Genomic DNA, 23865 nt, shown 5'->3' with positions numbered 1-23865 from the left:
CGCTCATGGGAAGATGTTCTCAGTGGTTGACCCCATCCCCCGTGCGCTGCGCTCAGAGCCGGCGATCGCCCCGCCACCGAAGCACCGTCGTTCCAGTTCGGATCTGTGGCGGATGCTGCCGTACCTGTTTCCGTACCGCGTGCGGTGGATCTCGATGTTCGTGGTCGCGATCGCCAGCCTGTGCGCCACCGTCTCGATCCCGCTGATGACCAAGGCCGTCATCGACGGCCCGGTGCGTCATCAGGACCAGCAGGGGCTGTGGCTGCTGGGCGCCGCCGCGATGGGCGTCGGCGTCACCGAGGCGGTGCTGTGGTTCATCCGCCGATGGCTGGTCTCCCGCGCGACCATGGGCGTGGAGGCCGACATCCGCAAGGACCTCTACGCCCGGCTGCAGATCCTGCCGATGTCGTTTCACGGCCGATGGCAGTCAGGCCAGCTGTTGTCACGAATCATGAACGACCTGAGCACCATTCGCCGATTCATGTCATTCGGACTGCTGTTCCTCATCCTCAACGGCCTGCAGATCGCCGCCGTGACCGCGATCCTGCTGTCGATGTACTGGCCGCTCGGTGTGGTCGTGCTGCTGTCGATCGTCCCGATCACCCTGACCGTGCTGCACTTCCAGCAGGAGTACACCCGGCTCTCGCGCCTGGCTCAGGACCAGGCCGGTCACGTCGCCACCCACGTCGAAGAGTCGGCACTGGGCCTGCGCGTGGTGAAGTCGTTCGGCCGTGAGGACTACGTCTTCGACCGCTTCGACAAACAACTGACGAACCTCTACGACACACAGGTAAGCCGCGTGTCGGTATCGGCGAAGTTCTGGACGCTGCTCGAGATCATCCCCAACCTGACGCTGATCATCGTGCTGGGCTTTGGGGCGTACGCGGCCGGCCACGGTTACGTGACCATGGGCACGCTCGTCGCTTTCATCACGATGATGCTGTCGCTGGTGTGGCCGATCGCGTCGCTGGGCTTCCTGCTGTCGATGACCCAGGAATCGTTCACCGCGGCCAACCGGATCGCCGAGATCTTCGATGCGCCACAAGAGATCGTCGACGGACCGAAGCACGAGGCGCCCCGCGGCGGGCGGCTCGAACTGGTCGATGTCGGCTTCCGTTTCCCCGATGCGAGCGACGACGACTTTGCGCTGCGCCACGTCACCGTCACGGTCGAACCGGGAGAGACGCTGGCGCTCGTCGGCTCGACGGGGTCGGGCAAGTCGGTGTTGACCGCGCTGTTGTCGCGGCTCTATGACGTCACCGAGGGATCGATCTGCATCGACGGCCAGGACATCCGCGAATTGTCCCTGCCCGCACTGCGGCAGACTGTGGCCACCGCGTTCGAGGACCCGACGTTGTTCTCGATGTCGGTTGCCGAGAACCTGAGGCTGGGTCGGCCCGACGCGACCGACGCCGATCTGCGTCAAGCCATCGAGGTTGCGGCAGCGGAATTCGTCTACGACCTGCCGTTCGGGCTCGACACCCGCATCGGTGAGCAGGGCATGAGCCTGTCCGGCGGGCAGCGGCAGCGGCTGTCGCTGGCGCGGGCAATTCTCGCCGGGCCGAAGATCCTGGTCCTCGACGACACGTTGTCGGCGCTCGACGTGCACACCGAGGCGGTCGTCGAGGAGGCGCTGCGGCGGGTCTTGCACGCGGTCACCGGCATCGTCGTCGCACACCGCGCGTCGACGGTGCTCCTGGCCGACAAGGTCGCACTGCTGGACGGGGTGAATGGGGCCGGCACCATCACCCATGTCGGCACCCACGCCGACCTCCTGGCGACCGTGCCCAAGTACCGCTATCTGCTGGCCGCCGACGACGAACTCGACGACGGCAGCGAACGGGTCTGCGACTGGGAGAACGACGAGGACCGCACCCGCCTGGACCACGTCATCGAGGAGCACGAACCGCGCGGCTACGTCACCTCGGAGGCTGAACGCCGATGACGGCAATTGACTGGCGCGGCCGGCTCAACGAAGACCAGAACGACGACCTGCCGATCGACGAGACTATCGACAGGCGCCGCGAGGCACGCTCACTGCTCGGCTCACTGCTGCGACCGTACCGCGTCACCGTCGCCCTGCTCGCTCTGGTCGTGATCGTGGAAAACGTTGCGCGGCTGTCGGTTCCGTTGCTCGTCCAGCGCGGCATCGACCATGGCATCCCGCCCATCACGAATGGCGGTCCGGCGCACACACTCTTGATGATCGTCGGCGCACTCGGCGTCGTGGTCGTCGTGCAGGCCACCAGCAGGATGTTCTTCTTGCGGCGCTCGGGCCGCATCGGGCAGAAGGTGCTGCTCGAGTTGCGCCGCCGGGTGTTCCGGCACTTCCAGCGTCTCGACATCGCCTTCCACGAGCGCTACACGTCGGGCCGCGTGGTCAGCCGCTCGACCAACGATGTCGAGGCCATCCAGGACATGCTGGAGACGGGGTTCGACAGCCTGATCACCGCGGTGCTCACGCTGGTCGGTACGGCCATTCTGCTTGTCGTACTGGACGTCCAGCTCGGCCTGATGTGCCTGGCGGCCTTCCCGCTGCTGGTGGCGCTGGTGTGGTGGTTCCGCAACGAGTCGGCCAAGACGTACCGCAAGGTGCGGGAGAGCGCCGCGCTGGTGATCGTGCAGTTCGTCGAGACCATGACCGGCATCAAGGCGGTGCAGGCCTACCGCCGCGAACCGCGGAACCAGGAGATCTTCGAGGACATCGCCGACGACTACCGCGCGATCAACGAGAAGACCTTCCGGCTGCTCGCCGTGTTCATGCCCGGCGTGAAACTCGTCGGCAACGTCACCACCGGGGTGGTGCTCCTCTACGGCGGCTACCGCGTGCTGCACGACCAGATGACCATCGGCACGCTCGCGGCCTTCCTGCTCTACCTGCGCATGTTCTTCGAGCCGATGCAGGAGATCTCGCAGTTCTTCAACACGTTCCAGTCCGCCGCGTCGGCGTTGGAGAAACTGGCAGGCGTGCTCGCCGAGCGACCCGGGATCAAAGACCCGAAACGCCCGGTCGAACTCACGCGGGTGCGCGGTGACATCGCGTTCCGCGACGTGCAGTTCTCCTACGTCCGCGGCCGGCCCGTACTGCCAGGGCTGACGCTCGACGTACCCGCGGGTCAGACCGTCGCGTTGGTCGGCACCACCGGCGCGGGCAAGACCACGATCGCCAAACTCATTGCGCGGTTCTACGATCCGACGGCCGGGTCGGTGACACTCGACGGGGTAGACCTGCGCGACGTGTCGCAGCCGGAACTGCGCCGCAACGTCGTGATGGTGACGCAGGAGAACTTCATGTTCGACGGCAGCATCGCCGACAACATCCGGTTCGGCCGCCCCGATGCACGGGACGCCGAGGTCGTCGCGGCCGCCGAGGCCGTCGGCGTGGACCGGTTCATCGATACGCTGCCCGACGGCTACGAGACCGACGTGGCCAAGCGCGGCGGCCGGCTCTCGGCGGGACAGCGCCAACTCGTCGCGTTCGCCAGGGCCTTCCTGGCCGATCCTGCGGTGCTGATCCTCGACGAGGCGACGTCGTCGCTGGACATCCCCAGTGAGCGAATGGTGCAGCGGGCCTTGGAGACGGTGCTGGCCGATCGCACCGCGCTGGTCATCGCGCACCGCCTGTCGACGGTGCAGGTCGCCGACCGGGTGCTGGTGCTCGAACACGGCCGCATCGTCGAGGACGGGGTCCCCGAGGAACTGATCACGCGCAACGACGGCCGGTATGCCGCGTTGCACCGCGCATGGATGGACTCACTGGCCTGATTCGCTGAGCAGTACCCGGCGTCGCCTTCGCGCGCCGAGTCGCACTGCCTACAACGTTGTTCGTCATCCGCTACGAGGGTGGCAATATTAGAACGCAGATACTAGAGTAGATATTCTATTACTTGTTCGCCCAAGCGGCGACCTGATGTGAGATCGGGGTTCGACATGGATAGCAAAGCGCGAGTGGTGCTCGACGTCATCCGGGCGGTTCAAGACCGCGACGCCGAAACGCTGGACCGTCTGTACCACGACGACCTGGAGTTTCACGAGGCGCCGTCGCTGCCGTACGGCGGTGTGCTCAAGGGCAAGAACGTGCTCCGAGAACAACTGGAATCAGAGCCGGAAAGGACCTGGCTCGGCACGTGGGGGCCACTTCAGCCAAGCGAAGCGGAGCGGCGTTTCGACCCGAGAGTGGTTGCAGTCAACGGTGATGAGGTGGTGGTCAAGTACTGGACGCGAGGCGTCAGTTCGGACGGCGAGCGGTTCGAGTCCGAAGTCCTGGCCCTGTACGAGGTGCGCGACGGCAGGTTCGCCCGGGCGCAGATGTTCCACTACGACACCGCCGCGCTCAACGAGTTCCTGCAACGAGCACGACGGGAGTCGTGATGACAAGGGAGCGCTGGATGCTTGGCAGGCGGGGCGGTGGCGTGGCCGGCCTCGCACTCGCATTGCTGTGGACGCCGATGGCTTTGGTTATCCCCGAGTTTCCTGACCTGGCGGGGCCTGCGGGAGTCGGGGCCTACTACGCCGAACACGCCGACGCCATGAAGCTGGTCCTGTGCTCGGCCAGCCTCGGCTTCGTCGCGTTCCTCATCTTTCTCGGGGAACTGATCGCTGAACTCATCCCTCGCCGTTCGGCTTGGACCTGGAGCGCATTGGCGAGCGCGCTGATGTTCATGACAGCACTCTGTGTTGCGTTCGGGGTCGTTGCCGCGGCTGTGCTGGGTTTCGAGCGTGCTTCCCCGGAAGCCGTCTGGCTCGCGCACGCGGTGGCGTTCCTGCTGGCGGCGCCGGCAGCGGCGGCCGGGACCACCTTCTTCATCGCGGTCGCCGTCCTGGCGTTCGACGGCCTTTGGCCGCACGGCTTCGGATGGCTTTCCGCGGTCGGGGCTGTGGTCAACCTCGCTGCACTGGCGGGGTTCTTTTCCCTCACCGGTGCCCCGAACTCAGGTAATGGTCTGCTCGGCGGGATGGCGGGTCCGGTGGCCATCTGGGTGATGTGGATTGTCGCCGTCAGCGTCCATTGGCTGCGGCATCCGCGTTCGCCGGCGACTCATCGCGAGGCCGTCACAGCGGCGAATTGAGAACGGCCCTGACTGCCACCTCCAGGTCGTGGCGAAGACGGGACGGGAGCTTGCGGTCACCAACCAGGTAGCGCTTGGTCGCACCGTAGGGGAGATCGAAGACGGCCAGCATCGTGCGGTCGAGGGCCCGGCGAGTGTTCTTGCCGTACAGGCGTTCTGTCAGCGTCGTCACCGCCCGCTCAACAGGACGGTTCAGCTCGGCAAGCTCATCAGCGAGCACCCCGGCGGGTGTGGTTGCGATCAGTTCCTCGCGACCGAATGAGGCCAGCAGTCGCGCATCCGACGGGTGCTGCCCGCAGAAATCGACGATTGATAGTGCCGCCGTCACCGCAGCTTCGATGGCATCGGGGTGTTCCATCGCGGCAACGAAGGAGGCTTGGGAACGGTAGACAGCGCGCATCCAGAGTTTGGCGATCAGCGTGTCCAACGAGCCAAAACGATGATAGATCGAACCCACAGGGACGCCGCTCGCCTCGGCGATGGCTGTGATGGTGGCTGCTCGTGTGCCGTTCTGAATCAACAGTTCACGCGCGGCGTCGAGCATCGTGTCGGTCGGGTGCAGCACAGGCCGTGGCATCCGGTAAATACTAGTGCATCTATTCCAATACGCTGGCTTAAGCTTGTGCCAGCAGTGTTTCCAGCTTGTCGTTGATCTCGGGCAGTTGGGATGTCAGCACCGAGATGATCTTCTCGCGGGCACGCGGGCTGACCGAGGCGGACACGTGGTGTAGCACGTTCAGCCGCGCCGCGTCGACCCACGCCATCATGTCGGGGTCGGAGAACCACTGCAGCTGATTCTTGTTGAACGCATGCATCATTCGTAGCCAGTCGATCGGCTCACGAGGGTAGGGGACTGGCCCGCAGAACGCGTTCCTTGTGTCGTCATCGGAGTATGCCGCCTCAACGTGGGCGATCACCGACGCGCTGAACGCGGGCTGGCAGGTGCGCACGGCCTGCAGCGTGATGTGGTCGCCGTCGAACACCGGCACCGGTTCTCGATGAGCGAATCCGTCTGCGCTGCAGTCGATGTAGAGCGCCAACCCGTCGACGTCGACCGTGCCGCCCTCCAGCCTCACGCGGCCCGGCTCGATCGCCTGCACCTTGCCCAGCCGCACGACGTCCTCGATACGCCGCAGCTCGGTGAGTTCGGCCTGCGACAGGATCGCGCACCGGTACATCGTCGGATCGATTGAGGTGTCGATGCGCATCAGGCATCCCTTGGCCTCCAGCCGGTCGAACAGATCCGGCAGCGACTCGGCCTCGAACACCGCGCCAAGCTGGTTGGCGAAGTCGCGCAGCACGCCCTTGGCGAATTGCTTGCCCGGCTGAATCGCCGCGCGGTCGAGCACCCAGGAGTCGCGCGGTTTGATCCACGTCAACCGACGCGGCTCGACGCCGTGGCGCAGCAGCCACAGGCACGCATCCATCGCGGTTTTGCCCGCACCGACGATCACGTACCGGTCCCTCGCCTCGCGGACACGCGGAAGGTCGTTGGGCGGAACGCAATCGACGCCGTCGGCGACCGAATACGAGGGGGCCCGCATCGACGGCACGATGATCTCCACGTGGCTGGTGACGACGCGGCGCGCTCGCACCGCGATGTCCTCCCCGCCGAGCGTGCGGATCCGTCCGTCGCCGGTGTATTCGCTCATCGGCAGGTAGGTCACCCGCCCGGTCGGCAGCAGGTGCTGACGCATCACCGAGTCGAAGTAGGCGCACACTTCGGCCCCGCTGGCCAACTCGTAGAAGCCGGCGTTGAGCCCGGCCGAGTCGATGGTGTCGCTACCGAGTCCCCGCGAGTTCACGCCGTAATACGCCGACGGCTGGTGCAGCCGGACGAACGGATAGGCCGTCGTCCAGTGGCCGCCCGGCTGGTCATTGCGGTCCACCACCACGACCGTCGCGTCCGATTCGTCGATCAGCGTGTCGATGAACGCGAGCCCCATGGCGCCCGCGCCGACCACCAGATAGTCAGCCTCGATGGCTCGCATGCAGACCCCTAACGCACCGTTGCGAAGAAAGTGGACACGTCATCGACGTACAACTCCGGTTGTTCGAAGGCCGCGAAGTGGCCGCCGCGCGGCATCTGTGTCCAGTGGGTGATGTTGTACCCGGGCTCGCACCAGCTACGCGGTGCCCGCAGGATCTCCTTCGGAAATGCGGCGACGCCGGTCGGTATCTCGACCCGGTCTCCGCCGCGGCCGAACGTGCCGAAACTCTCCCAGTACAACCGCGCCGAGGACGCCCCGGAGGCGGTCAGCCAGTAGAGCATCACGTTGTCGAGCAGTTCGTCGCGACTCAGCGCGTTCTCCGGGTGGCCGTCACAGTCGGTCCACGACCAGAACTTCTCGACGATCCACGCCAGCTGCCCAGCCGGGGAATCGACCAGCCCGTAGCCGAGCGTCTGCGGACGCGACGCCTGCTGCTTCGAGTAACCCGAATCCCACCGGTTGTAGTAGACCCCGGCTTCGATGGCCTGCAGTTCCTCTTCTGTCGGGTCGCGCAGGTCCTTCGGCGGCCGGCCCAGCGGCATGTTCAGGTGGATCGCGGCGCAGCCACCTCCGTTGCGTCCCATCTGTGTGGTCACCGCCGCACCCCAGTCGCCGCCCGCCGCGCCGTAGCGCTGATAGCCGAGCCGGCCCATCAGCGTGTCCCACGCGGCCGCGATCCGCTCGACCCCCCACCCGGTCGTGGTCGGCTTGCCGGAGAACCCGTAGCCCGGAAGCGACGGGCACACGACGTCGAAGCCGTGCGCGGTGAGCGGTTCGATCACCTTGTGGAACTCGACGACCGAGCCCGGCCAGCCGTGCGTGATCACGATTCCGAAGGCGTCGTCGCGCTCGCACCGCTGATGGATGAAATGGATGGGCAGACCGTCGATCTCGGTCGTGTAGTGGTCGAAGCGGTTCAGGGCCGCCTCGCGGGTGCGCCAGTCGTAGTCCTTGGCCCAGTAGTTCGCCAGCTCCCGCGTGTAACTCAGCGGGACGCCCTGACTCCAGTCGTCCACGCACTCGGCCTCCGGCCACCGCGTCCGGGCCAGACGGTCTTTCAGATCGGCGAGGTCGGCGTCGGCGACGTCGATGCGGAACGGAGTGATCGTGGCCACGGGCCCATCCTTACCGAGACTGCTGGGAGTGCGCGAATTTCTGCCGATTCGCGATCCGGGCGCGGTTTCGACGCGAAGATGAGTAGGACATGACGTCCTACGAAGCGGGTCCCACCGACACCCCCATCCTCGAGGAGACGATCGGGGCGAATTTCGAGCGCGTCGCCTCGGCCCACCCCGACGTCGAGGCGCTGGTGGATCTCGCCCAGGGGCTGCGCTACACGTACTTCGAGCTCAACGCCGAGGTCGACATCCTGGCCAGGGGACTGATGGCGACCGGCATCGCCGAAGGCGACCGAGTCGGCGTCTGGGCGCCGAACTGCGCGCAGTGGACGGTGTCGCAGTATGCGCTCGCCAAGATCGGCGCCATCCTGGTCAACGTCAACCCGGCCTACCGCACACACGAACTGGCCTACGTGCTCAATCAGTCCGGCACGCGGATGCTGATCGCGGCAACCTCGTTCAAGACCTCTGACTACGTCGCAATGGTCGAGCAGGTACGACCCGAAGCGCCCGCGCTGACCGATGTGGTGTTCATCGGCACGCCCGACTGGGATGCGCTACGCGCACATGCCGACGAGGTCAGCGTCGTTCAGTTGGCCCAACGCAGCGCCGGGCTGTCGAACACCGACCCGATCAATATCCAATACACATCCGGCACAACGGGTTTCCCGAAAGGCGCGACGCTGTCGCACCGCAACATCCTGAACAACGGCTACTTCACCACCGAGCTCATCAACCTGGGTCCCGAGGACCGGCTGTGCATACCGGTGCCCTTCTACCATTGCTTCGGCATGGTGATGGGCAACCTCGGCTGCACCAGCCACGCCACCACGATGGTGATCCCGGCGCCGGGGTTCGATCCGGAGGCGACGCTCGCGGCCATCGAGCAGGAGCGGTGCACGGGCGTATACGGCGTGCCGACGATGTTCATCGCGATGCAGAACCATGCGCGGTTCCCCGACCGCGACCTGTCGACGCTGCGCACCGGGATCATGGCGGGCTCGGTGTGCCCGGTCGAAGTGATGAAGCGCTGCGTCAACGACATGCACATGTCCGAGGTGGCCATCGCGTACGGGATGACCGAAACGTCGCCCGTGTCCTGCCAGACGCGCATCGAGGACGATCTCGAACGCCGAACGGCGTCGATCGGCCGGGCGCATCCACATGTCGAGATCAAGATCATCGACCCCGAGACCGGCGAATTGGTGCAGCGCGGTGAGCCCGGCGAGTTCTGTACGCGCGGTTACTCGGTGATGCTGGGCTATTGGGACGACGACGAGAAGACCGCGCAGGCAATCGATTCCGACGGATGGATGCACACCGGCGACCTGGCGGTCATGCGGGAGGACGGGTACTGCAACATCGTCGGCCGCATCAAGGACATGGTGATCCGGGGCGGGGAGAACATCTATCCGCGCGAGATCGAGGAGTTCCTGTACACGCATCCGGACATCGAGGACGCCCAGGTGATCGGTGTGCCGGACGACCGGTACGGCGAGGAGATCTGCGCCTGGATCCGGATGCGACCCGGAAGAGCCGACCTGGACGCTGCCGCGGTGCGCGCATTCGCAGAAGGTCGCCTGGCGCACTACAAGATTCCGCGCTACATCCTGGTCGTCGACGAGTTCCCGATGACGGTGACGGGCAAGACCCGCAAGGTCGAGATGCGCGAACGCAGTGTCGAACTCCTCGGACTCGCCTCGAAGGGATGAGTTTCGCCGCCAACGGGGGTCTCAATACGTATGACGTCCATCGGGGCGCTGGGACGGCGATCGTGCGCCGCGCTCGCCGTGTGCTCGGCCGGTCTGCACACGGCGATGCTCGGACACGCGGCCAACCCGGTCGCGGCGGGGCTACTCGTGGTCATGATCGTGGGGTGCCTGTACTGCGCGCGTGAACTGTGGCGCGAAGGAAGCGTGCGGGCCTGGACCGTCGTCGCGCTGATGAATCTGGCGATGATCGCGCTGCATCTACCCGCGCCCGCCCATCACCACGGCACGGTGGCCGCGGCGCCCGGTCAGATGACGGCCGCGACCTCGGTGGCGCTGGTCGAGGTGCTGATCGCCTCCACCGTGGTGTACGTCCGCAGCCGCGGGCACTGGGCCCGGCTCAGCGATGTTGCAGACCGCTGAGCCGCCAGGCCAGCGCACGACGCACCGCGGGCACCCGGCCCGCCAGGCTGATCGCCGCGTTGCGGATCGGGCGCGCCGCCCGCGGCAGCGTCGCCAGCTTGGTCAGCCGGTCCGTCATCTCCACGACTTCGCGGGCGATCGGACGGCGTGCTGCGCTGTAGTCGTCGAGCAGAGTTTCGGGCGCGCCGGCGAGAACGGCCGCCAGCGCCTCGCCCAACACGACGGCGTCCTGGATACCGAGGTTCATGCCCTGTCCGCCCGCCGGGCTGTGCACATGCGCCGCATCACCGGCCAGCAGCAGCCGACCCGATCGGTACGAATCGGCCACCCGGTGGTGGATGCGGAAGCGCGAGCCCCACAGCACCTCGGTGATCGTCAGCGCTCCGGCGCCCACGCGATCGTCGAGAATCTGCTGGACGAAGGCGGCCGACGGTTCCTGCGGTGCGTCGGCGACGGGTGCGACGATCCGGTACACGTCGGCGGGCAGGGGGGCCACCACGGTCAGCCCCGCCTTCGCCCAGAACAGGATGACCTCGTCGGGCGGGGCATCGCCGGTCAGCCGGACGTCGGCCAACACGAACGATTCGTCGTACACACCGCCCTCGAAGCCGATGCCCGCCTGCTCGCGCACGACGCTGTGGACGCCGTCGGCGCCCACCACGTAGCGCGCCCGAATCACCGTCCCGTCGTCGAATGAGGCCGTCGCCGCGCTGGAGTCCTGCGAGACCGCGGTCAGCGTCTTGGGCCGCACGACCGTCCCGCCCAACTCTTGTAGCCGGGCTAGCAGAAGGCGCTCGGTCGTCGACTGCGGGACCATCAGCGAGTAGGCGTACTCGGTGGGCAGCGCACTGAAGTCGACGGGGATCAGCACCCGCTGACGGTCCCGAATCGTGAACCGGGGGGCCTGCACGCCCTCCTTGACCAGCCGCCGCGCCACGTCCAGGCCTTCCAGCACCTCGAGCGAGCGGGCGTTGACCACGGCCGCCCTCGACGTGTTGGCGCCCGCCGCCTGGCGGTCCACCACCGTCGTCGTCACGCCCTGTGCGACCAATGACGCGGCGAGGGTGAGTCCCGTCGGCCCGGCGCCGACGACCAGCACATCTGTGTCGTACATCGTCTTCTCCCATCTCAAATGCCAACGCTTGTTGGCATAACGATGCGCCGATCGCGGTCAAAAGTCAACAGCTGTTGGCATACACTTGTTGGCATGCGCAGATCGTCGGAGCAGACCAAGGCCGTGATCCTCGCCGCCGCACGGGAACGGTTCGCCGCCTCGGGCTTCGAGCGGGCCACCATCCGGGCCATCGCCGAGGACGCCGACATCGATCCGTCGATGGTGATGCGGTACTTCGGCAACAAGGACCGGCTGTTCGCCGCCGCGGCCGACTTCGATCTCGCGATTCCGGACCTGTCGGATGCCGGGCACGACGAACTGGGCGCCCGCCTGGTAACCCATTTCGTGGAACGGTGGGAACGCGACGAGGCGCTGATCGTGCTGTTGCGGTCCAGTGCGACGAATGCCGATGCGGCTCAGCGGATGCAAGCCATCTTCGGGGGACAGTTGCTTCCGGTGGTCGCGAAGGTCAACCCCGACGAGCCCGAACTCAGGGCAGGTCTGATCGCGACGCAGATGCTCGGGCTGGCGTGGTGCCGCTACGTGCTGCGGCTGCCGCCCGTCGTGGCCATGTCGCGCGAGGAGACCATCGAATGGCTGGGGCCCACCGTGCAGCGCTACCTCGACGGGCCATAGATAGATCAACCGTGGATGGGTATAGCTGAGCCATGATCTCCGTGGATGATGTCCGTCAATTGCTCCAGGCCGATGGCAAAGACGCGGTGCTTGTGCTGATCGAGGGCCGGACCGAGGTGATCAGTGGCGGCCGGCTCGAGTCCGACCAGTATCGAGGCGCCCTCGAAGTGGTCTCGCGCGACGATCTCGTCAGCCGTGTCGGCGCCGACCCGTCGGATCACGAGCTGACCGAGTTGGCGTCGACGCTCGACGCCGAGGTCTCCGAACTGGGCGGCTAGCCCGGCCGACGGAGGCGTTACGTTCCACCATCGAGCCGCGTCGCCGCGACAGCCCGCGCGACGACGTCGGCGACCGCGTCGGGCGCGGTGAGCATTCGCAGGTGATCCCACTCGCGGCGGGCCACCCACCAGCCGCGCCGCGCGGCCTCGTCGGCGGCATGATCGAAGGCCGGACTCAACCGCACGTACGCCCATTTCCTGCCCAGCCGCCGGGTGACGGGCGCGGGCTCCTCGAAGTACGCGAGCGGGACGCGCGGGAGTTCCGCGACGAACCGGCGGCGCGTAGCCGCATCGGGCAGGGCGCGTTCGAAGGCGCGGGGCGAAAACCATTCGTGATAGCGCGGCACCGCGTCGCCCTCGGCCATTTCGCGCAGTTGGGCGCACAGCGGTGCGGGCGCGGTCTCGAACCAACTCTGGCCGGGATGGGGAAGCTGCGCGTCGACGAATATTGCGCGCACGGGACCCGGCACAGCATCGGCGATCGCGGGCAGTAACGATCCCGCCGCGCTGTGGCCGATCAGCACCACTGATCCACCGCCGCTCACCGGTCTGGCCGCGGCCGCGGCCAGCTTCTGGTAGAACGGCGGACCCATCGACACAACCTCCGTCAGGTCCGGCACCTCACATCGGAACCCCTTGTGTCGCATCATGTTCGCCGTTGCGGCCCATGTCGACGGCCCCACGACGGGGCTGTGCACGAAGACGAGCGTCGGTTTCACAGACCGATCCGCCGATACCGCCTCAGCCGGGCCGCAAGGCGGTGCTCGTCGGGCATGGAGCGCAGCGCGTGCAACTCGTTGGCGATCGTCGCCGACAGCCGCTCGGTGAACTGCATCGGCTCGTCGGCGGCGTCGGGGAGCTCGGGCACGATCGCGTCGACGATTCCGGCGCGCGTCAGGTCCGCCGATCGGATTCCCTGGGCCTCAGCCAGTTCGGCGGCGTGGTCGAGGTCGCGGAACACGATCGCGCTGGCACCCTCCGGCGGTAGTGGCGCCAACCAGCCGTGGAGCGCAGCCAGCACCCGGTCGGCGGGCACCATGGCCAGCGCAGGCCCGCCGCTGCCCTGGCCGAGCAGCACCGACACCGTCGGGGTGTCGAGCGTGACGAGTTCGGCGAGGCAGCGCGCGATCTCCCCGGCGAGCCCGCCCTGCTCCGCCTCGGCCGACAGCGCAGGCCCGGCGGTGTCGATGACCGAGACCAGCGGCAGCCTCAGGCTCGCCGCCAACGCCATCCCCCTGCGCGCCTCGCGTAGCGCGCCCGGCCCCACCAGTCCGCCCACGACCCGCTGCTGGCCCAGGACGACAGCGGGCTGACCGCCGAACCGGGCGAGCGCCAGCACCGTCGTCGCGGCCTCGCCGCGCTCGGTGCCCGACAGCAGCACCCGTTCGGTCGTGCCGTGGCGCAGGAGGTAGCCGATTCCCGGGCGGTCGGGACGTCGCGACGCCTCGACCGACTCCCAGGCGGGCACATCGGCCGGCGACTCGGGCTCGGGCAGCGCCGGCGGTGGTCCCGGCGGGTCGGCGATCACCGTGAGTGCGCGGTCCAGCGTGGCGCGCAGCGCCTCCAGCGGGATGACACCGTCGATGACGCCGTGGCGGTGCAGGTTCTCTGCGGTCTGGACGCCCGACGGGAACGGCTCGCCGTAGAGGTGTTCGTAGACCCGCGGGCCGAGAAACCCGACAAGCGCACCCGGTTCGGCGGCCGTCACGTGCCCCAGCGACCCCCACGACGCGAACACGCCGCCGGTCGTCGGATGGCGCAGATAGACCAGGTACGGAAGGTGCGCCCGCTTGTGCAGTTCGACGGCCGCCGCGATCTTGACCATCTGCAGGAACGCCACCGTCCCTTCCTGCATCCGGGTGCCACCCGAGCTCGGCGACGCGAGCAGCGGCAGCGCCTCAGCCGTCGCCCGCGCCACCGCGGCGGTGATCCGCTCGGCGGCCGCGACCCCGATGGAGCCGGCCAGGAAGTCGAATTCGCACACCACAAGGGCCACCCGGCGACCGAACACCGTGCCCTCGCCGGTGAGCACCGACTCGTCGAGGCCGGTGGCCGCGGTCGCCGAGGCCAGTTCGCGCTGGTAGTCGGCATTCGCCGCGACGGCGAGGGGCGGGGTGTCCCAGCTGATGAACGACCCTTCGTCCAGCACGGAATCGCGTAGCTGGAGGGCACCGATCCGGCTCACACGATGAGGCTATATAGGCTGGCCGCCATGATTGGTGTGACCCGCGATGGCCACGTGCTGACGTTGGAGATGCAGCGTGCCGAGCGGCGCAACGCGCTGAACGGAGAGCTGGTCGACGGACTGCGCGAGGCGATCCAGAAAGCCGCTGCCGAAGACGTCCGGGCGATCGTGCTGACCGGCCAGGGCCATGTGTTCAGCTCGGGTGCCGACCTGTCCGACGCCTCCGGAGTGGCCGAGGATCTGCCCGACAAGGCCAGGGCGCTCAACCTCGCGATCGACGCCGCGCCGATCCCGGTCATCGGGGCCATCAACGGCCCGGCCATCGGGGCGGGCGTCATCCTGTCGATGATCTGCGACCTGCGCGTCGTCGCGCCGGAGGCCTACTTCCAGTTTCCTGTCGCGAAATACGGTATCGCACTTGATAACTGGAGCATCAGACGGTTGACGTCGCTGGTCGGTGCGGGCCGGGCCAGGGGCATGCTGCTGGCCGCCGAACGACTCACCGCCGACGCCGCACTGGCCACCGGGATGGCCAATCGCATCGGGACCATCGCCGACGCGCAGGCGTGGGCCGCCGAAATCGCGGGCTACGCGCCGCTGGCGCTGCAACACGCCAAGCGGGTGCTCAACGACGACGGCGCTTACGAGGATCCGTGGCCGGCCCATCAGGAACTGTTCGACCGGGCGTGGGCGAGTCAGGACATCATCGAGGCCCAGGTGGCACGCATCGAGAAGCGGCCACCCCGGTTCCAGGGCGCCTGATGATCGGCGGGGCGCTGCGGTTCGGGTTCGGCACGGCATCGCTGCTGGCCGGGGGGTGGGCGCTGCGCGCGTTGCACGGCACCCCCGCGGCACTGGGCGCTTCACCCGCCGAGATCGAGGCCGTCGCCCGGCGATCTCCGCACTTCTCCGACGGCGCGTTCGTCAACCTCGAACCGTCATCGACCATGAGCCTCGAACGGGAGGAGCAGCGGCAGATCATCTGGGATCTGCTCGGCTCGCGTTCCGTGTCGCGGCCCTCCCGGCCGATCCCGGTGGTGGCACCCGAGTCCGCAGCGGCTTCGGCGACAGGTGTCTCGGTGTGCTGGTTCGGCCACTCGTCGGCCCTCATCGAGGTCGACGGCTACCGCGTGCTGGCCGACCCGGTGTGGAGCAGGCGCTGCTCGCCCTCGCAGACGGTGGGACCGGAGCGGATGCACGATGTGCCGGCTCCGCTGGAATCGCTGGCGGCCTTGGACGCCGTGCTGATCAGCCACGACCACTATGACCACCTGGACCACGAGACGATCATCGGCCTGGCCCGCACGCAGCGCGCGCCGTTCGTCGTGCCGCTCGGCGTCGGCGCACACCTGCGCGCGTGGGGGATACCCGAGACCCGCATCGTCGAATTGGACTGGCACGAAAGCCATCAGATCGACGAACTGACGTTGGTGTGCACCCCCGCGCGGCACTTTTCGGGCCGGCTGTTCACTCGCAACACCACCTTGTGGGCCTCATGGGCGATCGTGGGCCCAGGGCATCGCGCCTTCTTCGGCGGCGATACCGGCTACACCAAGAGCTTCGCCGAAATCGGCTCTGCCCATGGTCCTTTCGACCTGACGCTGATGCCGATCGGCGCGTACCACCCGGCCTGGCCCGACATCCACATGAACCCCGAGGAGGCGGTGCGCGCCCACCTCGATGTCAGCGACGCCGCGTCGGGCCTGCTGGTCCCGATTCACTGGGCGACCTTCCGGCTGGCTCCGCATCCGTGGTCCGAGCCCGTCGAGCGCCTGCTCCAGGCCGCCGAAGCGGAACGGGTCAACGTCGCCGTGCCGAAGCCGGGCGAGCGCGTGCAGCCCACCTCGACCACCGAGCCGTGGTGGCAGCTCTAACAACTTCTCACCGTTCGGCGGGTTACCGTTCACGTCATGAAAGCACTGGCCTGCGTGGCCGTCGCCGTGTCGTTGCTCATCGCCGGATGCGGTACCGATAAACCCGCTGAGTCCACACCGGCGCCGAGCGCACAGTCGGACGTGCCGCCCCCGCTGGTGCCGGCGATGCCGCTGCCCCAGAACGCGGTCGAGGACGCCGTCGGCAAGCTCGACGGCATCGCCGAGGACCTGATGAAGAAGTCGGGGGTCCCCGGCATGGCGGTCGCCGTCGTGCACGGTGGAAAGACCGTGTACGCCAAGGGCTTCGGTGTGCGGGACGTCAAGACCGGCGAAAAGGTGGACCCCGACACGGTGTTTCAGCTGGCGTCGCTGTCCAAGTCCTTGTCCTCCACGGTGGTGGCGCACCAGGTCGGTGTCGACGCGATCGGTTGGGACACGCCCATCACAGAGAAGCTGCCGTGGTTCGCGCTGGCGGATCCGGCCGTCACGCGGATGGTCACCGTCGGCGACATGTTCTCGCACCGCTCCGGCCTGCCCGACCACGCCGGTGACATGCTCGAAGACCTGGGCTTTGACCGCAGACGGGTGCTCGAGAATATGCGCCAGCTGCCCCTCGACCCGTTCCGAATCTCCTACGCCTATACAAACTTCGGATTCACCGCGGGTGCCGAAGCCGTCGCCGTGAGTGCGGGCAAGCCGTGGGAGACCCTGGCCGACGAGGTGCTGTTCGAACCGCTCGGTATGGCCGCGACGAGCTTCCGGTTCAGTGACTACGAGGATCGGCCCAACCGCACCGTCGGGCACATCCATGCCGACGGTCGCTACGAGCCGTCCTATGTGCGCGATGCCGACGCGGAAGGTCCGGCGGGAGGTGCCAGTTCGTCGCTCAACGACATGACCCGCTGGCTGGCGATGATGCTGGCCAACGGAAGTCACGAGAACAAACAGATCGTCGACGAGAAGGCACTGCTGCCTGCGCTCACGCCGCAGGTCGTCTCGAGCCCCGCGTCGGAGCCCGCGATGCGCTCTGGCTTCTACGGGTACGGCTTCAACGTGAGCGCGAGTTCGGCGGCGCGGATGGAGATCAGCCACTCCGGTGCGTTCGAACTGGGCGCCGGAACGAACTTCGTCATCCTCCCGTCGGCCGACGTGGCGATCGTCGCGCTGACCAACGCCACCCCGTCGGGCGTTCCCGAAGCGCTCAACGCGCAATTCGCCGACCTCGTCCAGTTCGGCGAGGTCCGCGAGGACTGGTACAAGCTCTACAACGACGTCTTCACACAGATGGAACAGCCCGTCGGCTCGCTCGCCGGCAAGCAGCCGCCCACCGCCCCCGCGCCTGCGGCACCGCTTGCGTCGTACGTAGGCACGTACAACAACGACTACTGGGGCCCGGCCAGGGTCGCCGAGAAGGACGGCAGGCTGCAGTTGAGCATCGGCACGAAGCTCGCTGTGCCGCTCGAGCATTGGGACGGCAATGTGTTCACCTACACCTGGGTGTCGGAGAACTCTCCGCCGGGATCGGTCGGCAAGGCCACCTTCGACGGCAACAGGCTGGTGCTCGAGTACTACGACGAATCGGGCAAGGGGACCTTCACCCGATGACCACGATCGCGGCCACCGGGCTCTCCGATGCCGACGTCGCACAGCGCGTCGCCGAAGGCAAGACCAACGACATTCCCACCCGCGCCGCGCGCAGCGTGTCTGACATCGTGCGGGCCAACGTCTTCACCCGCATCAACGCCATCCTCGGTGTACTGCTGATCATCGTGCTGTCCACCGGTTCGGTGGTCAACGGCGCCTTCGGCTTGCTCATCATCGCCAACAGCGCGATCGGCATCATCCAGGAACTGCGCGCCAAGCAGACCTTGGACAGGCTGGCGATCGTCGGACAGGCGAAGCCGTTGGTGCGCAGGCTCACATCGTCCGGGCCGGCGAGCCGTCCTGTCCTGCCCAGCGAAGTCGTCCTCGATGACGTCATCGAACTGGGACCCGGTGACCAGATCGTGGTCGACGGCGAACTCGTCGAGGAGGTCAACCTCGAGGTCGACGAGTCGCTGCTCACCGGCGAGGCCGAGCCCATCGCGAAAGACACCGGCGATCATGTGATGTCGGGCAGCTTCGTCGTCGCGGGCAGTGGCGCATACCGCGCGACCAAGGTCGGCCGTGATGCGTACGCGGCCAAACTCGCCGAGGAGGCCAGCAAGTTCACGCTGGTGAACTCCGAACTGCGCAGCGGCATCAACAAGATTCTGCGGTTCATCACCTATCTGCTGATTCCGGCTGGCCTGCTGATCATCTACACGCAGTTGTTCACCACCGACGTCGGCTGGCGTGAATCGGTGCTGCGGATGGTCGGCGCACTGGTCCCGATGGTGCCCGAGGGCCTCGTGCTGATGACGTCGATCGCGTTCGCCGTCGGTGTGGTTCGGCTCGGGCGCAGGCAGTGTCTGGTCAACGAGCTGCCCGCTATCGAAGGCCTCGCCCGCGTCGACGTCGTGTGTGCCGACAAGACCGGCACGCTGACCGAGAACGGCATGCGCCTTTCGGAAATCAAGCGGCTCGACGAGCGTGACGTCGCCGACATCCTGGCTCAGCTGGCCGCCGACGACAGCCGACCGAATGCGAGCATGCTCGCCATCGCCGAGGCGTACAAGATGCCGCCCGGGTGGACCAGCACCGCTACTGCGCCGTTCAAGTCGGCCACCAAATGGAGTGGCGCCTCGTACGGTGAGCACGGCAACTGGGTTATCGGCGCCCCCGACGTGCTACTGGCACCGGCATCGCCCGTCGCCGAGCAAGCCGAGCAGATCGGCGCGAAGGGTCTGCGGGTGTTGCTCCTGGGATCCTCGGACCTACCCGTCGACCACGCCGACGCGCCCGGCAACGTCACGCCCGCCGCCTTGGTGGTGCTCGAACAGCGCGTGCGCCCCGACGCCCGTGACACCCTCGACTACTTTGCCTCGCAGAAGGTCTCGATCAAGGTGATCTCGGGGGACAACGCGGTGTCGGTCGGCGCGGTGGCCGGGTCACTGGGCCTCGAGGGCAACACCATGGATGCGCGCGAGCTCCCCGAACAGCCCGATCGGCTCGCCGAGACGTTGGAGGGCTACACGACGTTCGGCCGCGTGCGGCCCGATCAGAAACGGGCCATGGTGCACGCCCTGCAATCGCATGGGCACACGGTGGCGATGACGGGCGACGGCGTCAACGACGTGTTGGCGCTCAAAGACGCCGACATCGGGGTGGCGATGGGTTCGGGCAGTTCGGCGTCCCGGGCGGTGGCTCAGATCGTGCTGTTGGACAACAAGTTCGCGACGCTGCCCTATGTCGTCGGCGAGGGCAGGCGGGTGATCGGCAACATCGAGCGCGTGTCGAACCTGTTTCTCACCAAAACGGTGTACTCGGTGATGCTCGCCGTCCTCGTCGGCCTGGCCGGCCTGGCGTCGAAACTGTTTGGTTCTGACCCGCTGCTGTTTCCGTTCCAGCCGATCCACATCACCATCGCGGCCTGGTTCACGATCGGCATACCGGCGTTCGTGCTGTCGTTGGCGCCCAACAACGAGCGCGCGCACTCGGGCTTCGTGCGTCGGGTCATGACGGCGGCGCTGCCGTCGGGACTGGTCGTCGGGGTCGCGACGTTCACGTCATACCTGGTGGCGTATCAGGGGCGCGAGGCCACCGAGATCGAGCAGACGCAGGCATCGACCGCGGCGCTGATCACGCTACTGGTGTCGGCGTTGTGGGTCCTGGCGGTGGTGGCACGGCCGTATCAGTGGTGGCGGATGGCGCTGGTGGCGGTCTCGGCGCTGGCCTACGTGGTGATCTTCTCGATCCCGCTAGCGCAGGAGGTCTTCATCTTGGACGTGGCGAATGTGGCCGTGGCATCAATGGCGCTGGGCATCGGGCTGATCGGTGCGGCCGCCATCGAAGTGACCTGGTGGGTCCAGGGTGCGATTCTGGGCGAACGCCGACAGCTCTGGCGTTCCGAGTAGCCTTGGGCGCATGGCATTCCTCGACAAGGTGAAGAATCTGCTGGCCAAGAACGCCGACAAGGTGGACACCGCGATCGACAAGGCCGGTGACATCGTCGACAAGAAGACGCAGGGCAAGTACACCCAGCACGTCGACAAGGTGCAGGGTGCGGCCAAGAAGGTCGTGCGGGACGCCGACACCGGCGGGCAGGTGCCTCCGACGCAGCAGTCGGGCCAGGTCCCGCCTCCGCAGCCGCCTCCGGGCACCCCGCCGCAGCAACAACCGCCCACGGCGCCTCCCACCTCGTAGGCGATGGCGAAGCTCTCGGTCTCCGTCGACGTCCCCCTGCCGCCGGAGAAGGCTTGGGCGTGCGCGTCAGACCTGTCCCGGTACAAGGAATGGCTGAGTATTCACCGCGTGTGGCGGTCCAAGCTGCCCGAGACGCTCGAGAAGGGCACCACGCTGGAGTCCATCGTCGAGGTCAAGGGCATGCCGAACCGGATCAAGTGGACCATCGTCCACTACAAGCCGCCGGAGGCGATGACGCTCAACGGTGACGGCAAAGGCGGCGTCAAGGTCAAGCTGATCGGCAAGGTGAAACCGTCCGCCGAGGGGTCGACAGTGACATTCGACGTCCACCTCGGCGGACCCGCGCTGTTCGGGCCGATCGGCATGGTGGTCGCCGGCGCGCTCAAGGGCGACATCCGCGAATCGCTGGACAAGTTCAAATCGGTGTTCGCCCCGGTGTGAGCGAGATCCGGTTCGACCGCGCCGTCCCGATCCTGCGGGTTTTCGACCAGGCCAAGGCCGACGAGTTCTACCTCGATTACCTCGGCTTCCGCACCGACTGGGAGCACCGGTTCGAGGCCGACTTCCCGCGCTACGCGCAGATCAGCCGATCGGATTGCCTGCTGCACTTGTCCGAGCATCACGGCGACGGCACACCGGGCAGCGCGGTGTTCCTGCCGATGCACGGGATCGCCGAGTTCCACGCCGAGATTTCGGCGCGCGACTACCGCTTCGCACGGCCAGGTCTCGAGGAGGCGCCGTGGGGCCGGACGGTGGACATCACCGACCCGTTCGGAAATCAACTGCGGTTCTGCGAGCCGCCCGCTCAGAATGGCGGCGGTTCGTAGTTGGCGGCGAGCCAGGCCTTGCGCTGGCGTTCCTCCTCGGCGATGCGGTCGGCGTTGATTCGCCGCTCCCGGGTGATGCGATAGGCGCGATCCTGGGCGCGAGTTCGTCTGCGGATCGGCATCATCAGTCCGCGCTCGGCAGTGAGCGGCCGGCTCGTGGGCGGCAGAAGGAATTCGCCTGTGGAGTGGCGAGGCTGGCGAAGAAATCAGCGCCCGCAGGTGCGGTCGTATAGACGCGCCCGCTGGGCGCAGTCCAGATCACGGTGCCGTCGGGTAGCTGGCGATCGGCCCAGCCGCCCGGCCCGGTCCAGAACGTCTTGAGTAAATGGTGAGTCACGCACAGCAGCTTGAGGTTCGACGGGTGGGTCGGGCCGAGCGGATGAGGGATGGTGTGGTCGATCTGGCATTTCGCAGCGGGCGCGTCGCAACCGGGGAAGCGGCACGCCAGGTCGCGGCAGCGCACGAAGCGCGCCAACGCCGCCGAGGGACGGTAGGCCGACTCGGCGCACGGCGGCGGCAGCCGTACCGGTTGCAGTTTCGCGGTGGCGGTCATCTCGCGCAGCATCGACGCAGGAACGGCGCCGTGGCCGATCGCGTAGCCAGGATTGTCGGAATCGCCATCGAAACTCGACTGCTCGGCGATGACCTGGACTACGACCTGGCTCAGCGACGCGTCTTCGGCGCCGGCTGCCGGGCAGCTCTCCTGTCCGCATTGGCATCTCAGCCGAAATGTCTTGGCGAAGACGGCCACCATCGCGTCACTGCGGCGCTGGCGGAGCGTGCGTGGATCGTCGCTGCACACGGTGGCGGCCACTTCGTCGAGGCGGTCATCGATGCCGACGCCGTCGTCAAAGGTCATCTTGGCCCAGATGCCGGCCATGCCCGGACTGATCGGGCCGACGTCGGCATAGCGGTCGTCGCGAGCCTTCTCGGATATGCGCACTGCCTCGGGATCGAACTTCTCGACCCACATGTCGATGCGCTCTTTGAGCTTGGGCCCCGACAACTTCATCCATTTCGGCGCCCAATTAGCGAATGCCGCATCGAGTCTGGCCAGCGCCTCGTCGTCGATGACATTGTCACTGCGGTAGACCAGCGCGGCCATCATCTGATAGTCGATGTCGCCGGCGGCGAAGATCCGCGCCACCTCCGGTAGGCGGTCGCGCAGAGCGATCGCGTAGTCAAGCCGTGCCGAGGCGCGGCCGCGGCTGATGTTGAGTGCCGCAGACAATTCGGCAACCAGATTGGTGTGGCCGTCGACCGCCCAGTCGTTGCGTTCGTCTTCGTCGTCGGGCGCATACCGGGCGTACAACTCACCGATGGTGATCAACTCACGGCCACATGCCGCGTTCTGCTCGCGCGACGCCACGGTGATGGCATCCACCACGCCGGCGTCCCCGAGGAGATCGAACATACGTGCGAAGTTACTCGAGCCCCCTGACATGTTTCCGACCAGTCGAAACGGCTACCTCCCCGGCATGGGATTTCCTGATCAACAGCAGCAAGTGCCCGGTGTCCAGAGCCAGATGGACCCGGTCCCCGACTGCGGCGAGCAGAGCTACCGCGGGTCCGGAAGGCTCACGGGCAAGAAAGCGGTTATCACAGGCGGCGACAGTGGCATCGGGCGGGCGGTGGCCATCGCTTATGCCCGCGAGGGAGCCGATGTGCTGGTCTCCTACCTCAACGAGGACGACGACGCGAACGAGGTCAAGCGGCTCGTCGAGGACGCCGGACGCAAGTGTGTGCTGATGGCCGGCGACGTATCCGACCCGAACCACTGCCGCGAGATCATCCGCACGGCTGTCGACGAGTTGGGCGGCATCGACGTGCTGGTCAACAATGCGGCCTACCAGATGACCCACGAGAGCCTCGACGAGATCTCCGACGAGGAGTGGGATTACACCTTCAAGGTCAACATCGGCGCCTATTTTTACTTGCTCAAAGCCGCGTTACCGCACATGCAGCCGGGTTCGTCGGTTATCGGCAGTTCGTCGGTCAATTCCGACATGCCGTCGCCGACGCTGGCGCCGTACGCCGCGACCAAGTCGGCGATCGCCAACTTCTCGGCCAGCATGGCGCAATTGCTGGGGGAGAAGGGCATCAGGGTGAACAGCGTTGCGCCCGGGCCGATCTGGACGCCGTTGATCCCCGCGACGATGCCGTCGGAGAAGGTGCAGAACTTCGGCGACGACACCCCGCTCGGGCGCGCTGGGCAACCGGCTGAGTTGGCCGGCGTCTACGTCCTGCTCGCCTCGGACGAAGGCAGCTACATCTCGGGGGCGCGGGTGGCCGTGACGGGCGGTCGGCCGATCCTCTGATCGCGCTCTACCGGCAGCGTTTGCCGGGCGAATCTCGAG

24 protein-coding genes are annotated in these 23865 nt (G+C 67.1%); 16 read left to right on the top strand and 8 right to left on the bottom strand.

Annotation, left to right across the window (positions count from 1 at the left end):
- Positions 1 to 22 precede the first annotated feature (22 nt).
- The 4 genes from N4S67_RS03805 to N4S67_RS03790 all read left to right on the top strand — a co-directional run bounded on the left by N4S67_RS03805 (position 23) and on the right by N4S67_RS03790 (position 5069).
- Positions 23 to 1945: an ABC transporter ATP-binding protein gene (locus N4S67_RS03805; RefSeq protein WP_390893205.1), complete on the top strand. Its 1923-nt coding sequence runs from the start codon at positions 23 to 25 to the stop codon at positions 1943 to 1945.
- A complete protein-coding gene (locus N4S67_RS03800) occupies positions 1942 to 3765 on the top strand; it encodes an ABC transporter ATP-binding protein (RefSeq protein WP_260991584.1) in 1824 nt (607 codons plus the stop codon). The genes N4S67_RS03805 and N4S67_RS03800 overlap by 4 nt, the downstream gene beginning before the upstream one ends.
- Before the next feature lie 165 nt (positions 3766 to 3930).
- On the top strand, positions 3931 to 4371 hold the full coding sequence (locus tag N4S67_RS03795) for a nuclear transport factor 2 family protein (protein WP_260991583.1): 441 nt from the start codon (positions 3931 to 3933) through the stop codon (positions 4369 to 4371).
- Positions 4371 to 5069, top strand: coding sequence for a hypothetical protein (locus N4S67_RS03790; RefSeq protein ID WP_260991582.1), 699 nt, complete (start codon positions 4371 to 4373; stop codon positions 5067 to 5069). Before N4S67_RS03795 ends, N4S67_RS03790 begins: the two co-directional genes overlap by 1 nt.
- Here the strand turns inward: N4S67_RS03790 and N4S67_RS03785 are convergent.
- The 3 genes from N4S67_RS03785 to N4S67_RS03775 are packed head-to-tail and all read right to left on the bottom strand — an operon-like array spanning position 5053 to position 8175.
- A complete protein-coding gene (locus N4S67_RS03785) occupies positions 5053 to 5646 on the bottom strand; it encodes a TetR/AcrR family transcriptional regulator (protein WP_260991581.1) in 594 nt (197 codons plus the stop codon). The two genes, N4S67_RS03790 and N4S67_RS03785, sit on opposite strands and share 17 nt — an antisense overlap.
- Positions 5647 to 5683: 37 nt before the next feature.
- Positions 5684 to 7060, bottom strand: a complete 1377-nt coding sequence (locus N4S67_RS03780; RefSeq protein ID WP_260991580.1) for an NAD(P)-binding protein — start codon at positions 7058 to 7060, stop codon at positions 5684 to 5686.
- Between the two features lie 8 nt (positions 7061 to 7068).
- The gene (locus N4S67_RS03775) at positions 7069 to 8175 is read right to left on the bottom strand and encodes an epoxide hydrolase (protein WP_260991579.1); all 1107 of its coding nucleotides are present in this window, start codon (positions 8173 to 8175) and stop codon (positions 7069 to 7071) included.
- Positions 8176 to 8264: 89 nt separating this feature from the next.
- Here N4S67_RS03775 and N4S67_RS03770 point away from each other — a divergent pair, with 89 nt between their 5' ends.
- Together N4S67_RS03770 and N4S67_RS03765 are read left to right on the top strand one after the other, a co-directional pair.
- Complete coding sequence (locus N4S67_RS03770) at positions 8265 to 9890, top strand: AMP-binding protein (protein ID WP_260991578.1); 1626 nt, start codon at positions 8265 to 8267, stop codon at positions 9888 to 9890.
- A gap of 30 nt (positions 9891 to 9920) precedes the next feature.
- A complete protein-coding gene (locus N4S67_RS03765) occupies positions 9921 to 10310 on the top strand; it encodes a hypothetical protein (RefSeq protein WP_260991577.1) in 390 nt (129 codons plus the stop codon).
- Here N4S67_RS03765 and N4S67_RS03760 read toward each other — a convergent pair.
- Positions 10288 to 11424, bottom strand: a complete 1137-nt coding sequence (locus N4S67_RS03760) for an FAD-dependent oxidoreductase (RefSeq protein WP_260991576.1) — start codon at positions 11422 to 11424, stop codon at positions 10288 to 10290. The genes N4S67_RS03765 and N4S67_RS03760 overlap by 23 nt on opposite strands.
- Positions 11425 to 11517: 93 nt before the next feature.
- On the opposite strand from N4S67_RS03760, the gene N4S67_RS03755 reads away from it, so the two are divergent.
- A complete protein-coding gene (locus N4S67_RS03755) occupies positions 11518 to 12060 on the top strand; it encodes a TetR/AcrR family transcriptional regulator (protein ID WP_260991575.1) in 543 nt (180 codons plus the stop codon).
- 32 nt (positions 12061 to 12092) lie between these two features.
- On the top strand, positions 12093 to 12338 hold the full coding sequence (locus N4S67_RS03750) for a hypothetical protein (RefSeq protein ID WP_260991574.1): 246 nt from the start codon (positions 12093 to 12095) through the stop codon (positions 12336 to 12338).
- Positions 12339 to 12355: 17 nt separating this feature from the next.
- Here the strand turns inward: N4S67_RS03750 and N4S67_RS03745 are convergent, their stop codons facing one another.
- The gene (locus tag N4S67_RS03745; protein WP_260991573.1) at positions 12356 to 13057 is read right to left on the bottom strand and encodes an alpha/beta fold hydrolase; all 702 of its coding nucleotides are present in this window, start codon (positions 13055 to 13057) and stop codon (positions 12356 to 12358) included.
- A complete protein-coding gene (locus N4S67_RS03740; RefSeq protein ID WP_260991572.1) occupies positions 13054 to 14523 on the bottom strand; it encodes an acetyl-coenzyme A carboxylase carboxyl transferase subunits beta/alpha in 1470 nt (489 codons plus the stop codon). Before N4S67_RS03740 ends, N4S67_RS03745 begins: the two co-directional genes overlap by 4 nt.
- A gap of 27 nt (positions 14524 to 14550) precedes the next feature.
- Between N4S67_RS03740 and N4S67_RS03735 the strand changes: the two genes are divergently transcribed.
- The 7 genes from N4S67_RS03735 to N4S67_RS03705 are packed head-to-tail and all read left to right on the top strand — an operon-like array spanning position 14551 to position 21508.
- Positions 14551 to 15285, top strand: a complete 735-nt coding sequence (locus tag N4S67_RS03735; RefSeq protein ID WP_260991571.1) for an enoyl-CoA hydratase — start codon at positions 14551 to 14553, stop codon at positions 15283 to 15285.
- On the top strand, positions 15285 to 16397 hold the full coding sequence (locus N4S67_RS03730) for an MBL fold metallo-hydrolase (protein WP_260991570.1): 1113 nt from the start codon (positions 15285 to 15287) through the stop codon (positions 16395 to 16397). Before N4S67_RS03735 ends, N4S67_RS03730 begins: the two co-directional genes overlap by 1 nt.
- Positions 16398 to 16433: 36 nt before the next feature.
- On the top strand, positions 16434 to 18002 hold the full coding sequence (locus N4S67_RS03725) for a serine hydrolase (RefSeq protein WP_260991569.1): 1569 nt from the start codon (positions 16434 to 16436) through the stop codon (positions 18000 to 18002).
- Positions 17999 to 20392 (top strand): HAD-IC family P-type ATPase, encoded by a 2394-nt coding sequence (locus N4S67_RS03720; RefSeq protein ID WP_260991568.1) that lies wholly within the window; start codon positions 17999 to 18001, stop codon positions 20390 to 20392. The genes N4S67_RS03725 and N4S67_RS03720 overlap by 4 nt, the downstream gene beginning before the upstream one ends.
- 10 nt (positions 20393 to 20402) lie before the next feature.
- Positions 20403 to 20681, top strand: a complete 279-nt coding sequence (locus tag N4S67_RS03715) for an antitoxin (RefSeq protein WP_260991567.1) — start codon at positions 20403 to 20405, stop codon at positions 20679 to 20681.
- Between the two features lie 3 nt (positions 20682 to 20684).
- Positions 20685 to 21122 carry a type II toxin-antitoxin system Rv0910 family toxin gene (locus tag N4S67_RS03710; RefSeq protein WP_260991566.1) on the top strand — a complete coding sequence of 146 codons (438 nt, stop codon included), beginning with the start codon at positions 20685 to 20687 and terminating at the stop codon, positions 21120 to 21122.
- Complete coding sequence (locus N4S67_RS03705) at positions 21119 to 21508, top strand: glyoxalase superfamily protein (protein ID WP_313959924.1); 390 nt, start codon at positions 21119 to 21121, stop codon at positions 21506 to 21508. Before N4S67_RS03710 ends, N4S67_RS03705 begins: the two co-directional genes overlap by 4 nt.
- On the opposite strand, the gene N4S67_RS03700 is transcribed toward N4S67_RS03705, so the two are convergent.
- Positions 21487 to 21630, bottom strand: coding sequence for a hypothetical protein (locus N4S67_RS03700; RefSeq protein ID WP_260991565.1), 144 nt, complete (start codon positions 21628 to 21630; stop codon positions 21487 to 21489). The genes N4S67_RS03705 and N4S67_RS03700 overlap by 22 nt on opposite strands.
- 2 nt (positions 21631 to 21632) lie before the next feature.
- Entirely contained in the window at positions 21633 to 22922 is a 1290-nt protein-coding gene (locus N4S67_RS03695) for an HNH endonuclease signature motif containing protein (protein ID WP_260991564.1), read from the bottom strand.
- Between the two features lie 64 nt (positions 22923 to 22986).
- On the opposite strand from N4S67_RS03695, the gene N4S67_RS03690 reads away from it, so the two are divergent.
- The gene (locus N4S67_RS03690; RefSeq protein WP_260991563.1) at positions 22987 to 23826 is read left to right on the top strand and encodes an SDR family oxidoreductase; all 840 of its coding nucleotides are present in this window, start codon (positions 22987 to 22989) and stop codon (positions 23824 to 23826) included.
- The last annotated feature ends 39 nt before the right edge of the window (positions 23827 to 23865 follow it).

The sequence above is a fragment of the Mycobacterium deserti genome (genome assembly GCF_025345615.1).
In the GTDB taxonomy this organism is placed as follows: domain Bacteria; phylum Actinomycetota; class Actinomycetes; order Mycobacteriales; family Mycobacteriaceae; genus Mycobacterium; species Mycobacterium deserti.
The sequence above is the reverse complement of the archived record's forward strand: the minus strand, read 5'-3'. Positions and strand labels throughout refer to the sequence as shown.